This window comes from Paenibacillus sp. JT31N17 (genome assembly GCF_056269255.1).
Map to the genome: position 1 here is coordinate 298,029 of NZ_JBWDNP010000007.1, position 15,781 is coordinate 313,809.

Annotated in this window: 11 protein-coding genes; 3 read left to right on the plus strand and 8 right to left on the minus strand. The window is 54.3% G+C overall.

Features of this window, described 5'->3' with window-relative positions; all coding sequences use genetic code 11:
* Positions 1 to 417 precede the first annotated feature (417 nt).
* The 3 genes from aceB to AC0YOB_RS22985 all read right to left on the minus strand — a co-directional run bounded on the left by aceB (position 418) and on the right by AC0YOB_RS22985 (position 4,431).
* Positions 418 to 2,022 (minus strand): malate synthase A, encoded by a 1,605-nt coding sequence (aceB, locus tag AC0YOB_RS22975; protein WP_475794734.1) that lies wholly within the window; start codon positions 2,020 to 2,022, stop codon positions 418 to 420.
* Positions 2,023 to 2,054: 32 nt separating this feature from the next.
* Positions 2,055 to 3,500 carry an NAD-dependent malic enzyme gene (locus AC0YOB_RS22980; protein WP_475794735.1) on the minus strand — a complete coding sequence of 482 codons (1,446 nt, stop codon included), beginning with the start codon at positions 3,498 to 3,500 and terminating at the stop codon, positions 2,055 to 2,057.
* 181 nt (positions 3,501 to 3,681) lie between these two features.
* On the minus strand, positions 3,682 to 4,431 hold the full coding sequence (locus tag AC0YOB_RS22985; RefSeq protein WP_475789408.1) for an IclR family transcriptional regulator: 750 nt from the start codon (positions 4,429 to 4,431) through the stop codon (positions 3,682 to 3,684).
* A 414-nt stretch (positions 4,432 to 4,845) separates the two neighbouring features.
* Between AC0YOB_RS22985 and AC0YOB_RS22990 the strand changes: the two genes are divergently transcribed.
* On the plus strand, positions 4,846 to 6,009 hold the full coding sequence (locus AC0YOB_RS22990; RefSeq protein ID WP_475794736.1) for an iron-containing alcohol dehydrogenase: 1,164 nt from the start codon (positions 4,846 to 4,848) through the stop codon (positions 6,007 to 6,009).
* Between the two features lie 579 nt (positions 6,010 to 6,588).
* Here the strand turns inward: AC0YOB_RS22990 and AC0YOB_RS22995 are convergent.
* The 3 genes from AC0YOB_RS22995 to AC0YOB_RS23005 form a co-directional block, all read right to left on the minus strand.
* Complete coding sequence (locus AC0YOB_RS22995; protein WP_475794737.1) at positions 6,589 to 8,178, minus strand: peptide chain release factor 3; 1,590 nt, start codon at positions 8,176 to 8,178, stop codon at positions 6,589 to 6,591.
* Between the two features lie 126 nt (positions 8,179 to 8,304).
* Positions 8,305 to 9,861, minus strand: coding sequence for a glucose-6-phosphate dehydrogenase (zwf, locus tag AC0YOB_RS23000; protein WP_475794738.1), 1,557 nt, complete (start codon positions 9,859 to 9,861; stop codon positions 8,305 to 8,307).
* Between the two features lie 136 nt (positions 9,862 to 9,997).
* Positions 9,998 to 10,828, minus strand: a complete 831-nt coding sequence (locus tag AC0YOB_RS23005; RefSeq protein WP_475794739.1) for a YwmB family TATA-box binding protein — start codon at positions 10,826 to 10,828, stop codon at positions 9,998 to 10,000.
* Between the two features lie 610 nt (positions 10,829 to 11,438).
* On the opposite strand from AC0YOB_RS23005, the gene AC0YOB_RS23010 reads away from it, so the two are divergent.
* The gene (locus tag AC0YOB_RS23010) at positions 11,439 to 12,716 is read left to right on the plus strand and encodes a hypothetical protein (protein ID WP_475794740.1); all 1,278 of its coding nucleotides are present in this window, start codon (positions 11,439 to 11,441) and stop codon (positions 12,714 to 12,716) included.
* 128 nt (positions 12,717 to 12,844) lie between these two features.
* Here AC0YOB_RS23010 and AC0YOB_RS23015 read toward each other — a convergent pair whose 3' ends face one another.
* A complete protein-coding gene (locus AC0YOB_RS23015; protein ID WP_475794741.1) occupies positions 12,845 to 14,230 on the minus strand; it encodes a molybdopterin molybdotransferase MoeA in 1,386 nt (461 codons plus the stop codon).
* A 107-nt stretch (positions 14,231 to 14,337) separates the two neighbouring features.
* Here AC0YOB_RS23015 and mobB point away from each other — a divergent pair, with 107 nt between their 5' ends.
* On the plus strand, positions 14,338 to 14,949 hold the full coding sequence (gene mobB, locus AC0YOB_RS23020) for a molybdopterin-guanine dinucleotide biosynthesis protein B (RefSeq protein WP_475794742.1): 612 nt from the start codon (positions 14,338 to 14,340) through the stop codon (positions 14,947 to 14,949).
* 134 nt (positions 14,950 to 15,083) lie between these two features.
* On the opposite strand, the gene AC0YOB_RS23025 is transcribed toward mobB, so the two are convergent.
* Complete coding sequence (locus AC0YOB_RS23025; protein ID WP_210038118.1) at positions 15,084 to 15,761, minus strand: response regulator; 678 nt, start codon at positions 15,759 to 15,761, stop codon at positions 15,084 to 15,086.
* Positions 15,762 to 15,781 lie beyond the last annotated feature (20 nt).

Sequence of the window (15,781 nt, forward strand, 5' to 3'; positions counted from 1 at the left end):
AATTAAAATCTGCGGACTTATGTAGAAGACAATTCAAGCTGCAGCTGCGACAAGCTTCCCACATCCATTGTAACGAATTGATCGCCAGAAAGTAACCTGCCTCCCGGAAATTTCTCCGTGCTGCAAGGGCTGCATGTGGTCAACCGACCGCCGTCATGCAGTGAAAAACCGCGCGCGGCGGGCGCCCGAGGTGCGAAAAGCGATCCCTGTCGCTCCCCGCGCCCGCTGCCTGCGCCGCTTAACGTATACAGGCGGAGCGCATTTCCGCGCTCCGCCTGATAAACATGTTCCAGCGCCGCTTGCTGTCATCGGCCGCCAAGACGCTGAACCAGAGAAGTCAGATGAAGGAATGTCTGTTCCAAGTCTGCAAGTTCAAGCCTCCAAGATATGCTTCTTGCCGGGCATCTGCCTGCCATCCTACAAATAACGATAACCGGGCAGTGTCAGAAACTCCTCGAAATCCTCCGCTTCGCTCATCTCGGCGAACAAGCGGCTGGCCACATCGAATTTTCCGCTCTCATACGCGCTTTCCCCGATTTTCGTACGGATTGCCTGCAGCTCCTCGTCAATCAAGGTACGGGTCAGTTCAACCGTTATGCGGCGTCCGTCGCTGAGAACGCCTTGGGGATGCTTGATCCACTGCCATACCTGCGCCCGCGAAATCTCAGCTGTCGCCGCATCCTCCATCAGGTTATTGATCGGTACGGCTCCGATTCCCCTGAGCCATGCCTCGATATACTGGATGCCGACGCTGATATTGGTACGCAGCCCGGTCTCGGTAATATCGCCGGCAGCGGGAGTGAGCAGATCGCTTGCCGTAATGGTGACATCCAGCTGCTTGGACACCTGATTGGCTTCCGGCATCAGCTCGTCGAATACCGCAAGCGCTATCGGCACGAGGCCGGGATGCGCCACCCATGTGCCGTCATGGCCATCCGAGGCTTCCCGCCATTTGTCCGCTCTGACCTTGCCAAGCGCTTCTTCATTGGCTTCAGGGTTATTCTTGATGGGAATTTGCGCCGCCATCCCGCCCATGCAGTGAGCGCCGCGTTTATGGCAGGTTTGGATCGCCAGCAGCGAGTAGGAGCGCATGAAAGGAACCGTCATCGTGACAACGCTGCGGTCAGGCAGGATGATGTGCGGCTGCTTGCGCAGTTTTTTGATGTAGCTGAAAATATAATCCCAACGGCCGCAGTTGAGTGCCGCGATATGCTCTTTCAACTCATACAGGATCTCATCCATCTCAAACGCCGCCATGATCGTCTCGATCAGAACCGTTACCTTGACGGTTCCCTGCGAAATACCCAGCGTCCGCTGCGCCTGAACGAATACGTCATTCCACAAACGGGCCTCCTGATGGCTTTCCAGCTTCGGAAGGTAGAAATATGGACCGCTGCCGCGGGCCAGCAGCTCTCTGGCATTATGATAGAAATAAAGACCGAAGTCGAACAGGCTTGCCGATACCTCCTGGCCATCCACCAGCATATGCTTCTCCGTCATATGCCAGCCTCTCGGGCGGGCAATCAGTACAGCAACCTGCTCGTTCAGCTTGTAAGCTTTTCCCTCCGGACTCACGAAGTCGATGCTTTTGCGGATCGCGTCTCGAAGGTTGATTTGTCCGCCGATTGAATTATCCCAGGTCGGGGAATTCGCATCCTCGAAATCGGTCATGAAGGCCTTGGCGCCCGAGTTAAGCGCGTTGATAACCATTTTCCGGTCGCCGGAAGGCCCGGTTATTTCCACACGGCGATCCTGAAGATCGGCAGGCACGGAGGTGATTTTCCAATCTCCCTGCCGGATGGCAAGCGTCTCTGGAAGAAAATCAGGCAGCTCGCCCGCATCAATCCGTTCCTGCCGCTCAATGCGGACCTTCAACAGTTCTTCGCGCGTACCGTTGAACGACCGGTGCAGCTCGGCGACGAAGCCCAGCGCCTCAGGGGTCAGAATTTCAAGCTGTTCCGGGGTCAGGTCGGCGGTCAGTTGAATCCCTGCATTTTGCAAAGCCTGGTTGTTAGCGTTCATGTCTTCACGTTCCTCTCTGATTTGAAATCATTTCAGAAAACCTCATCGGCCGCGACCGGCTGGCGTGTCGATGGCTGCAGCGCACGCGGTATCCGATTCGCAGCGCCGGTGCGGATAGCCGCCTCGATCACGGCATCCCGTACACGCGGAACCACCTTCTCATTGAAAATACTTGGGATGATATACTGTTTGCCCAGCTCGTCATCGCTTACGATGGCGGCAATGGCATAGGCGGCTGCCAGCTTCATTTCCTCATTGATTACCTTGGCCCGGCAGTCCAGAGCCCCGCGGAAAATGCCGGGGAAGCACAATACATTATTAATCTGATTCGGATAATCGCTTCGACCCGTTGCCAGTACCGCAACCAGCGGCTCTGCAACCTCCGGATCGATCTCCGGCTCCGGATTGGCCATCGCAAAGACGATCGGCTCAGGGGCCATGCGCCTGACATCGTCCGGCTTAAGCAGATTGGCGCGGGACACGCCGATGAAGACGTCAGCTCCATCAATCACATCGGACAGCGAGCCGCGCTTGCTTTTCGGATTCGTCTTGGCCGCAATCCGCTTATGCGCCGGATGGTCATCATGCTCGCCGGCGATCAGAGCGCCCGCTTGATCCACCGCCACAAGCTCGGTTACTCCCGCTGCCAGCAGCATTTCGATGCATGCCGCACCGGCGGCACCGACGCCGCAGACGACCACCGATACCTCTTCGATGCGTTTGCCGGTAAGGCGAAGCGCATTCAATAGACCCGCCAGCAGCACGACAGCCGTACCGTGCTGGTCGTCATGGAAGACCGGAATATCCAGCTCCTCCTGCAGGCGCCGCTCGATCTCGAAGCAGCGGGGCGAGCTGATATCCTCCAGATTAATGCCTCCGAACATCGGCGACATCGCTTTGACAATCAAAATAATTTCCTCTGTGTCCTTTGTCGCCAGGCAAATCGGGAACGCATCCACATCGGCAAATTGTTTAAACAGCACCGCTTTGCCTTCCATCACCGGGATAGCCGCTTCCGGCCCAATGTCCCCAAGGCCCAGCACTGCGGTGCCATCCGTGACAACCGCTACCAAATTGCGTTTCGCAGTGAGAGTAAACACCTTGGACGGATCGTCGCGAATCGCCATGCATACCCTGGCCACCCCGGGTGTATAGACGCGGGAGAGATCCTCCCTGTTCTTGATAGGGATCTTGGGAGTGACTTGAATTTTGCCGCCCAGATGAGCCAGAAAGGTGCTGTCCGACTCGTTCACGATCCGAAGGCCGGGAAGAGCCCGGAGCGCCCCGGCAAGCTGTTCGTGTACGTCTACATTCAACTGCACGGTAATGTCGCGGACCGTTACATCCCTGGAAGCGCGGATCACGTCGACTGCGACAATATCGCCGCCTCCTTGATGTACAACTGCAGCGATATCACTGAACTTGATGAGCGACAAATCCATCTCAATACGAAAAATAATCGTTGTGCTGATCGCCATCGACTGCTGTACACCTCCTGTTGTTCATTATTATGAACAACGTTTATTATTATGATTGAGATTATTCTTTCATACATCCTACTCTCTGTCAATATAAAAAAAGATCCCTTTTCCGGGTCGCTTCCGAAAATGGGATCCGCGGGCTCGCCTGCAACCGCCATGCGCCTGCCTCGCGAACGCCTCAGACGGCAATGGACAGCAGCTGGGCGAGGGCCTTAATCTCGCGTATGGCTTCCATCTTCTTGCCTTCCCAATGGTGAATGGGCATGGAGCAGCTGATCGCTGCGGCAGCCTGCCGGCTGCGGTCGAATATGGGCGCGGCTACGCAGCAGAAGCCCATAACCCCTTCCTGAATATCCATGGAGCATCCGCTTGCGCGCACCTCCTCCAGCTCTTTGAGCAGCGCTTCGCGCGAGCCGATTGTATGCACCGTGATCTTGCTGAGCGTCTCCTGCGGCAGGATTGCCCGCACCTCCTCCTCGCTCCTGAAGGCCAGCAGCGACTTGCCAAGCCCGGTCGCATGGGCGGGGAAGCGAATGCCGGCGCCCGATACCATCTGCACCGGGGATGGCGCTTCCACCTTCGCCAGATACTGCACATCCCCGCCATCCAGCCTCGCCAGCTGGATGGACTCCTGCAGCCGGCGGACAACCGGCTCCGCATTGCGCTTGAATTGGTCGATCAGATCATATTGGCGGAAGTAAGCGCCTCCGAAATCGCCCATGACGCTCCCCAGCGCGTAGGTTTCGTTCCGGTCGCGGTCAATCCACCGCAGCCGCTCAAGCGTGCTGAGCAGCGAAAACAGCGTGCTTTTGCTGATTTCAAGCCTTCTGGAGAGATCCGACAGCTTCCACACATACGGCTCCTCCGCGAGCAGCGCCATGACGGCATGTGCTCGGTCAAGAGCCGGCACAGCATATTTTTGATTCATAATCCCGTTCCCTCTTTCTTCCTTCTCATCTCTAACGCTCTTCACTCTGAATGCTATCCTTGCATGGTGGGCATTCGCTGATTAATACAGATCAAACGGTCAAATAAATTACAAACCCTTGTTCCGTATTTCGAACAAAGTCATCTTATCATGCAGGTCCAGTTCAGTCAATTCACCTTCTTGAACTTGAATCGTGATTTTTCCAAGAAATAGACAGTCTTCGACCTTCGGCGGTGCAGCCTGATTTCTCCCCTCAGAAATATTAGCAGCGCATCATGGGATTTCATACGTTCATATATTTAAGACATTCACAGCTTCTTAAGATGTAATCTGGATGAACGCTCAGGTATAATAATAAATGCTGGGGAATGCTACATATAAAATTCCAAAATCATTCAGGAGGAGATCGAAATTATGAACACATTCGTTTACCATAATCCAACCCGGCTGGTTTTCGGCAAGGGGACGCTTGAGAGACTCTCTGATCTGGTCAAGCCATACGGAAGCAAGGTACTTGTCGTTTACGGAGGAGGCAGCATCAAACGCAATGGCATCTACGATAGCGTCATGCAGCAGCTCCGCAGCATCGGTGCCGAAATTCATGAGCTCGGCGGCGTAGAGCCCAACCCGCGGCATACCACGGTGAACAAAGGTGCGGATTTGTGCAAGAAGGAAGGCATTGAGTTTATCCTTGCCGTCGGCGGAGGAAGCGTCATCGATTGCGTAAAAGCCATTTCGGTCGGAGCCAAATATGACGGCGATGCCTGGGATATCGTTACGCGCAAAGCCGAGCCGAAGGCCGCAGTTCCTTTTGGAACCGTGCTGACGCTCGCCGCAACCGGCTCCGAAATGAATAGCGGCTCCGTCATTACCAATTGGGACACACAGGAGAAATACGGATGGGGCAGCAATTTGACTTATCCGCAATTTTCCATCCTTGATCCCGAATCCACCAGCTCCGTACCCAAGGACCATACGATCTACGGCATCGCGGACATCATGTCCCATCTGTTCGAGCACTATTTCAACCATACCGCCAACGCACCGATCCAGTCGGCGTTTGTTGAGTCCCTGCTGCGCATCGTAATTGATGCGGCTCCCAAACTGATCGCCGACCTGTACAGCTACGAGCAGCGCGAAACGATTTTGTACAGCGGCACGATGGCCCTGAACGGCATGCTCTCCATGGGCACAGTGGGCGACTGGGCAAGCCATAATATCGAGCATGCGGTCAGCGCAGTCTATGATATCCCGCATGGCGGAGGACTTGCCATCTTGTTCCCGAACTGGATGGGGCATGTTCTGGATGCCGGCGTTCCCCGCTTCAAGCAATTTGCCGTAAATGTGTTCGGAGTCGATCCTGCTGGCAAATCCGACCGTGAAACCGCGCTTGAAGGCATACAGGCGCTCCGCGTCTTCTGGAACTCGATCGGCGCCCCAAGTCGGCTGGCTGATTACGGAATCGGCGACGACAAGCTTGACATCATGGTCGACAAAGCGATGATTAACGGTCCTTTCGGCAACTTCAAGAAGCTGGACCGCGAGGATGTCCGGGCTATTTACGTGAGCTCCCTGTAAGAGTTCCTCATAGGGTTCGGCAGTGTTTGGAGGCATATAGTTTTAATATAATTTTTGAAAAAACAAAGAAAACTTGCACACCGTTGTGCAAGTTTTCTTTGTTTTTTAACAGACCATGAAGCGGACGCCCCCATTAAACTCCGATCGTCCTGCGACAAGATCTGACTTCTAAAAAAATCCCCCCTGGAATCGGAATCCAGAGGGGATGAGACGGCTGTTATCATTTGACGAAGCTGAAGCTATTCTTAAATACGGTTCCCCGCATTATTCGATGACCGGTCACCGGCCGCACTGATCAAGAGAATGATGGCGCTAATGATATGCATAATCATCCCGACAATAGGAATCCATGCAATCAAGGAAGTAACAATTCCCACTATGCTTCCGATCTTCCCTGAACGTTCTCTGAAACAGAAGAACAAGGTAACTAGATGCAGTACAAACATAAAGACCAACGGGGAATAGGACATTGAGATAACGAATATACCCCCAATAATCGGAATTCCCAGACACGCTTCCAATATCGCGGAAATAAATCGCAAGACCCGTGAAATTTTCATTGGCAGCTTCACCCCCAATCTATGGCGCCATCTCCAGAAACTTGGATGTCGGATTCTTATCAATCGCGGTACGCATGGCATACTCATTCTCGAACAAAGCGACGTAATTATCCTTCTTATCCTTAACCAGCGATGAGTTGATCCGGAATTTGGAAGGGTCAATCTTGTCATCCACGATCCAGCGGGCAAATTGGAACTGCATCCGGTGAAGCTGAATTTCCACACCGTACTCCGCTCTCATCCGGTATTCAAAAACCTCAAACTGCAGCTGGCCGACCACACCCAGAATCGTTTCGTCAAAACCGCTTGTGGAATGAAAGACCTGAATGGTCCCCTCTTCGGTCAGCTGGTCGATTCCCTTCTGGTACTGCTTGTGCTTCAACGCGTTCTTGACGGTTACCTTGGCGAAAAGCTCCGGCGAGAAGGTTGGAAGCTCATCGAAGACGATCTCGCTTCCTTGGGAAAGCGAATCCCCAATCCGGAAAATGCCGGGATCGAATAGTCCAATAATATCGCCCGGATATGCCGATTCGACAATATCCCGGTCCTGAGCCAGAAACTGCTGCGGCTGCGCGAGCTTGATTTCTTTACCCACGCGCGTGTGTCGAACGCTCATTCCGCGCTCGAACCGGCCGGAGCAGATGCGCAGGAAAGCGATCCGGTCACGGTGAGCCGGGTTCATGTTGGCCTGGATTTTGAACACATATCCGGAAAACTTCTCATTCGTCGGGTCAAGCGGCCCGTCTGTCGTATTGCGGGGCGTCGGGGACGGCGCAAGCTGCAGGAAGTTCTCCAGAAATGTCTGCACACCGAAATTGTTAACTGCACTGCCGAAAAACAGCGGCGTCAGTTCGCCGGCGCGCACTTTCTCAAAGTCGAACTGGTCGCCTGCAACATCCAGCAATTCGAGATCCTGAACGAGCTGGTTATGCAAATAATCGCCGGCCATTTCACGAATGATCGAATCATTGTAGTCATCCACTTTGCGCACAGAGATGCTGGAATGATCATCATTGCCCTTGAACAGCTCAACCTGGTTCTTCATCCGGTCATAGACGCCGCAGAGCTCACGTCCCATGCCGATCGGCCAGTTCATCGGGACCGCCCGGATACCGAGAACGCGTTCCAGTTCCTCCATCAAGTCAAAGGGGCTTTGGCCTTCGCGGTCCAGCTTGTTGATGAACGTAAAGATCGGAATTCCCCGCTTGCGGCAGACCTGAAACAGCTTGATCGTCTGCGCCTCGACGCCTTTGGCCACGTCGATAAGCATCACTGCGCTGTCCGCGGCAGTCAAGGTCCGATAGGTATCCTCACTGAAATCCTGATGGCCCGGGGTATCCAGAATATTGACCCGGTGCCCATTGTAGTCAAACTGCATGACCGAAGAGGTGACCGAAATACCACGCTGCTTCTCGATTTCCATCCAGTCGCTTGTTGCGTGACGGCTTGCTTTACGCGCTTTAACCGTTCCGGCAAGACGTATTGCGCCACCGAACAGCAGCAGCTTTTCCGTCAAGGTAGTTTTCCCCGCATCCGGGTGGGAGATAATGGCGAAGGTCCGCCGCTTATCTACTTCTTGCTTGATTTCGTCCTTTAAACTTTTACTCATTACCCTGTTCCCTTCGTTTTTACGTAACGCTGCTTGCCTTCAACTAACATATGCAGCAAAGCATCGATCCGTAATATCACATAAGGATATTGGGACCGATGCGAGTGGACTTTTATGGTGAAACTACTATTTGGAGCTTCCCGATATCCAGATGACGTTATCCTCATCCTGGCCGTTTACCGGCCACCAATGATAACCGTCCTCGGCAAGGAGCTTGTCCGTTTGCTCGGGTCCCCATGAACCGGCCGGGTAAAACTGCAGACTGTCGTCATCTTCTCTCCATGCCTCGGCGATCCGGTCAACGAACGACCAGGCCTGGGCCACTTCATCCCAGCGGGTGAAGTAAGTCGATTCGCCGCGCGCAGCATCATAGATGAGACGTTCATATGCCTCCGGCGTATTCAAGCCGACCTGGCAGCTTTGGCAGAACTCCATGGCAACCGGCTGTACAACATTATCGACGCCCGGTTTTTTGGCATTGATTTTGATGTAGATGCCTTCCATCGGATTAACGCGGATGACGAGCAGGTTTGGTGAAAGATCATGACGCCGCGCGAACAGAATATTGTCAGGCACGTTTTTGAATTCGATGACGATTTCCGTTGTCTTGACCGGAAGCCGTTTGCCCGTGCGGATGTAGAAGGGCACGCCAGCCCAGCGGAAATTATCCGCAAACACCCTGGCTGCAAAGTAGGTCTCGGTTTTGGATTCCGGATTCACGGAGTCTTCCTGCCGGTACCCGCTCAATGATTTATCCTTGGCTGAGCCCTCTGAATATTGGCCCCGTATAACATTCTGCTTTACTTCCTCGCCGCTGGCGAAGCGGCGGAGCGAGCGGAATACTTTAACCTTCTCGTCGCGGATATCCTCGGGATGAAGCCTGCTTGGCGGCTCCATGGCAATCATCGCCAGCATTTGCAGCAAATGATTCTGCACCATGTCGCGCAGGGCGCCGGATTTATCATAATAGCCTCCCCGTTCTTCAACGCCGACGGTTTCGGACAATGTAATCTGCACATTGGCGATGTGCTTATTGTTCCAGAGCGGCTCGAAGAACGCGTTGGCAAAGCGGATAACCTCGATATTCTGAACCATTTCCTTGCCCAGGTAGTGGTCAATCCGGAAAATTTCCTCTTCCTTGAACACATGACTGAGCTGCTCGTTCAGCTCGCGGGCAGATTGCAAATCGTAACCGAACGGCTTCTCGATAACAAGACGGTTCCATCCCTTGGATTCCAGCAGGCCTCCATCACGCAGATTGAGCGATACCGGTCCAAACAGCTCAGGAGACAAGGCCAGATAGAACAGGCGGTTGCCGGGAATGTCGAATCTAGCGTCAAGCTCTTCCGTCAGGTTGTTCAGCGCCCGGAAGCCGTCCAGATTATTGATGTCGAGCGACATATAGACAAAATGCTGCGCAAATTTCTGCCAAGTCTCATCGTCGCCCTGCTTGTACCGGCAAAATTCGCCGATGGAATCATAAACGTCAGTACGGAATTCCTCATTCGTACGTGGTCTGCGGGCCAGCCCCACTACGGCGAAATCCTCGGCCAACTTGCCTTCTTTATATAAGCTGAAGAGCGCAGGAAAAAGCTTTCGCCGCGCTAAATCACCTGTAGCGCCAAACAAATAATAAACCGCGCCCGCTGCGGCAATTGATTCATGGTTGCTCACGTCGGTCATTCCTCATTCTCTCTTATGTATTTTTAAGCAGCAAAGCCGAATTCCTACATGGATCATGTTATGTAGTTTAGCATATCAGAACGAGAGATGCTATTCATCAGCCCATAAAAAAATCTGATCCTAGCCTCAATAAATCCTAATTCCCTGCGGAATAATCACCCGTTATGAGCGGCACTCCGATTACCAGCTCCCCTTCGTCCCCGGACATAGAGTGGACCTGGGCAATCTGCATATTCACACTTTGAGTGCCGCTCATGATTTCCGAGCGCAGCTTCGGGCTCAAGTAGGTGACGCTCTGCGTATGTCCGTCATCATAGGATTCGATTTGCTTGGCAGCAGCAAGCCTGACGAATGCTTTCGCCGAAGCGCCCGCGGCAGGCATTGCGCGGACGGTAAAGCTCCCCTTTAGCGGAACTTCCTCTTCCACTGCCATCTCCTCGATTTCGGCGGCCGATGCTTTTATGATATCCAATTTGCTGCCTTTATCCGGCTGCAGCAAAATAATTAATTGCACGGGTGCCTTCCCGTCCGCTTGGATAAACGCTCCCTCGGACGGATTCTTCTGACGATCCGCCTGTTCCTGATACCAAACCGTAACGGCCGGGTTGTCCGGCCCGCCGCCAATTGATCCTTGATACGCATAGCCAAGCGGGGAGCTTATGGGGGACATTTCTATATGAAGCCTTTCCGCCAAACGGCTGGCGGTGTCTGCAGCAGCTTCTCCATCCCAGCGGAATGTCCAGCCCGCCTGCTGCGCCCCCTCTGCGAATTCGCGGTCCCCCCATTCCCAGAAGGCAGTTAAATCCGCGAGCAGCTGGCTGCTCTCAGAACCATCAGGCTGATTATGCCTGGTCTGCCATAATCCTGCCGCTGCCGCCAATGCGACGACAATCAGAGCGGCAAAAATACCTGTCCGTTTTTTCGATCCGGGTACTTGGTCCTTCTGCGTATGCGTCTTGACTCCCATGAACAAATTCCTCCTTAAGCATCAGCTTCAAAACGCGGCTGGAGTGGGTAAGTAACCATACACATCCGTACCTGGTTGAATACACTGTTGAAAAGCAATCAGGGAGGTATCAATCTAAGGATGGGATTCAGTTTCCCGCTTCATGAGGAGCATATCAACCGATTTTGCGGAATGCCCGTATGCATTATCACCCACGATGGCAGTCGGCATATCGGCATTTTGAGCAGATGCGAAGGCGGCAGGGTATATTTAAACGAAAGACCCGACCAACTGCTGAGCACTTCAGCAGAGTTACAGAGCGGACTCCTATGCGTACCCCATATATCCAAGAAAAAAGGCAAATCCACAAAATTGAAAACAAAAGCCGCAATCCCGCAGACAGCCAAGGCGCAAGTCAAAGCTTTCGGCCCGTACGGTTACGGATATGGCTACAATCCATTTGTTGAATCATTTATTGATTTATCATTGATTGCGTTCTTGTTTCTTCTTATATAGGTAAGTCGAGCAGCAGATGAATGCCAGAATCAGACAGCCCGCGCGCCATCTTGCACAAAACCCGCGAAGGCTGTCTTCTGGCAGGCGCTTAAAATATTCCCGGAGGTGATGGTTCATGATCGATCCTGTATCATCCATTTCGCGTAATCAGCTTTATTCCGTGCAGCCCGCTATTGAGACAGATCAGTATCCATTTACATATGATGGAGAGCCTTCTTCCTCTAACAGAGGCGGCTCCTTCCATAATAACAGATCCTTCCAGATTCCGCCTCATGCAGTGAAAACAATGAAGCATGCGGCTGATTTTGCCGCGTCGTGGCTGAGACAGAGCTTCGAGCTGAGGGCTGCCGCCAATGCGCTGGCTAACAAGAGCACCTCTGCTTTTGAGCAGCGTTCGGTTAATTCTACCGATCCTGATGCCGTAACGGGACAAGCCTCTTTCGAAGCAAGCCGGGCCTCCTTCGAGGTTCAGGCACTTGCCATCGCCAAACCGCAGCGTAATGCCGGTTACGATCTTACCCGATCAGCGCCGTCTATTATCAGCGCCGGAACCCATACCTTCGTTATAGCTGTTGATGGCCGTCAGCGTGTTATTGCCGTATCGGTCGGCACATCAAGCAGCAACGCCGCTTCGCTTGGCAAGATACGGGATGCACTCAACAGCGCTAAGTTCGGGATTACCGTGATGGTTAGGGAAGATACGGCCGAAGGCACCGTCAGACTCGAAGCGGAAGCAGATAAGACAGGTGCGGAGTATTCTTTTTCATTGACTGATCTTGGCGGCAGCGCGATTGCGGCAACTGGCATCGGCACAGCTGCGGTCCCCGGAACAAACGCAGTGTACCGTCTGAATGACGACCAACCCCGGAATTCCCATAGCAACGAAATTCTGCTTCAGGACGGGAAGGCCTCCATTCAGCTAAGAGATACAACCAAATCTCCTGTAAAGATCAGTATCGGCTACAATGAGAAAGCTATATCTGAGCAGCTGACAGCTTTGTTAAATCAAGCCAACAAGCTTAATTCGGCCTATGACGATGCCTCCGATTATTTGAATAAATCGCTCAAGCAAAGCGTGGATCAGCCATTAAAAGAAGCTGCGTCGGCCCGTATCGGGATCTGGCAATCAGCCGCCGGTGAATGGAAATTGAATGAAAAAAAACTCAGCGCGGTTATTGCCGGGCAGCCGGAAGAGGTTCGGCGGATCGTCACCGGGCTGGACGGGATAGCACCGCGGCTGGCCAAGTCTCTGGCCCGCTTCGAGCAGCTGCCCACCGATGCCTTATTAAGCCCTTCCTCCCCGGAATTCCAATCCTTTATGGCCTATCAGGCCTCCATGCAGTCCTACCTGCAGCTGCAAATGAATGGAGTGCTTGTCAATTCCACCATTTGAAGAGTGAAAAGAACATGTAGGTGGCCCGCCCCCAAGCAGGTTATGTTAGAAATAAGTACATAAGAGATTTTCACCGTGCGCAGCTCCCGGCGCGCGGTGGGGCGCTGCATGACGGCGGTCGACCACAGCTATAGAAGCAGCACATCAACAAGCGTGCCTGCACGCGGCCCTGAGGGTCCGGCCGGAATCCGGATCAGCCCTTCCGCGTCCGGGATGGAAGCCATCATGCTCGACTTTCCGAAGGCAAGCGGATCGGCATGCAGCATTCCCTGATCCACATACAAGCGGGTCCGTACGAACCGCTCATGCGGAGAGCCTTTCTCATAGGAGGCAGCAAGCCTGGCCGTCAGGACCTTATGCAGCGCTGCCTCCCTGGAGGCGCCCTGCATATGCAGAATCGCCGGCCGGACAAACAATTCGAAGCCTACGAAGCAGGCTCCGGGATTGCCTGACAAGGCGAGCAGCAGCTTGCCTTGCACAATGGCTGCGGAAGTCGGGCTTCCCGGGCGCATCGCCACTTTATTGAACAACAGCCTGTCGCCTGCCTGTCCGGACCCTTCATTGGAAGGGTCTTTGTCAGGCTCACCGGAGCGAAGGCCGTGCATAACGGCGGCCATGATATCGTAGTCACCCACCGAGACGCCTCCGGTGGTTACCACGATATCGGCTTGGGCAAGCGCCGAAGCAAGCGCCTGGACGACCGTGGTCCGGTCGTCCGCAAGCCTTCCGAGCGGCAGCGCAACCGCGCCGCTCTGCTCCGCCATTGCCGCGACCATGGCGCTGTTGCTGTCGCGGATGCTGCCCGGCGCAAGCGGAGCTGCAACCGGCAGCAGCTCCGCGCCGGTTGCGAGCACCGCGACGCGCGGGCGCGCAAACACCGGCACATTGGCATAGCCGAATGTGCCGAGCAGAGCCAGATGGCCCGGCCGCAGCAGCGCGCCGGCCTCCGCAAGCAGGCTTCCCCGGCGGAATTCCTCGCCGGGCGGCGCAATGTTCTGGCCCGGCGCGGCGGCGCGTTTCACCCGCACCACCGGCTGCCCGCCCTCCCAGGCGTCCTCCGTCTGCTCCAGCATGACGACGGCGTCCGCCCCTTCGGGAACCGCCCCGCCGGTCATGATGCGCACGGCGGTTCCCCGTTCAACGGCCACCGGGGCAAGCTCCCCCGCGGCCACGGCGTAAACCACGCGCAGCGCCACTGGAGCCTGCGGCGAGGCTTGCGCCGTATCGGCGCTGCGGACGGCATAACCGTCCAGTCCCGACCGCGCAAAGGGCGGCCAGTCGCAGCTTGCGCGCATCTGCTCCGACAGCCGCCGGCCGGCAGCCCGTTCAAGCGGCACGATTTCGTGCCCGCAAGGCCGGACTGCCTCAAGCACAAGACGCGCCGCTTCATCCACCTTCACCGCGCGCCTGTCAAATCGCGACGATCCCTGCAGGTCCTGCACAATCGTCCTCCTCCTGCTGCTGTCATCCAGGCTAGGCTGTATAATGATGACGCTACCAATTGATTTTGCCATGCATACCTGCTAACCCTTCAATTGTATCATTACCGGCAGAACCGCTCCATAGCTGGAGCAGAAAAAGGGCTGTCCCGGCATTCACAATATTATGATAAAGTAATGGTATGACAACTTCTAATTCGAACCCTTCCCGGACCACTTCGGTCTTTGTTTTGCAAATTGTCGGCTTCAAGAACAGCGGCAAAACTACAATAATCGCGGAAATGATCCAACGCTTCAAGGGACTTGGCTTCAAAGTCGGCACCGTCAAGCATGATGCCCATCATTTCACGATCGACACGCCGGGCACGGATACGTGGAAGCACCAGCAAGCCGGTGCGGATGCCACGGCTATCAGCTCGCCGGAGCGCAGCGCCATCATGAGAAACAGCCCGGAGCCCCTTCATCGGCTTTTGGCACAGATGGCCGATATGGATATCGTTTTTGTCGAAGGCTTCAAGCAAGAGCTTTATCCCAAGCTTGTTCTGCTGAAAGAACCGGAGGATATAAAGCTTCTTCTTACGCTTCATGCCGTAGCGGCCGCCGCAGTTTGGCCGTCATTTTGCATACCTGCTGCGAATAGCGGTGGGCCGTCGGATACTCCGCAACCGATTAGCGATCATGTTTCCGCCGCCGCGTCATTCTCTCTGGAAAAAGACCGGAAGTTGTTCCAACTGGAGGATTTAACCGGTATATTTGAATGGATGCATACTCAATTGATGATACATCGTGAGTGAGAGTGAGTGAATACGGGGATGGGCCGGTATCCTTGAGAATGGATAAAAGCCGCTTCCCCAACAAAACGGGAACGGCTTCCATGTTTTTCCTCTCATGCGGTCACAGCTGCAATGCGGCACAGTCCATAATTAAATTAATCCGCCAATCCCTGCTTATGCGCATAAATCGCGGCTTGCGTACGGTCATCCACGCCAAGCTTGGCAAAAATATTCGTCACATGAAATTTGACGGTCTTGATGCCGATAAACAGCGTTTCGGCAATCTCCTGGTTGGACTGTCCTCTGGCTACACATTTCAATACATCCATTTCCCGCTCAGTCAGCTGCTCATGCGCAGGGCGCACCGAGTCTGCCTTGGGCTGGCGAAAACGGTTCATCATCTTCGCGGCAACCTGCTGCTCCAGCACCGACTGTCCTCTTGCGGCAGCGCGGATCGCATCGGCGATTTCGTTTGCGCGCGAGGTTTTGAGCAGGTAGCTGAACGCTCCGGCCTCTATAACCGGATACATTTTACTGTCGTCCAGATAGCTGGTTAATACAATGACTTTACAATCGGGATACAGCTCCAGCAGCTTGCGTGTCGTCTCGACGCCGTCCATCCCTTCCATAACCAGATCCATCAGGACAACGTCCGGCTTATAGGCCTGGGCCAGACGGATGCCTTCCATGCCATTGCTCGCTTCACCCACGACTTCGATGCCATCCTCGGTATTAAGCACAGCAGCCAAACCAATTCTCACCATCTCGTGATCGTCGACAAGCAGCACTTTAATCGGTTGTTCCAATATATCCACTGAATTCGTCGCCTCCATCAAGGTGCGATTCCCCTCTC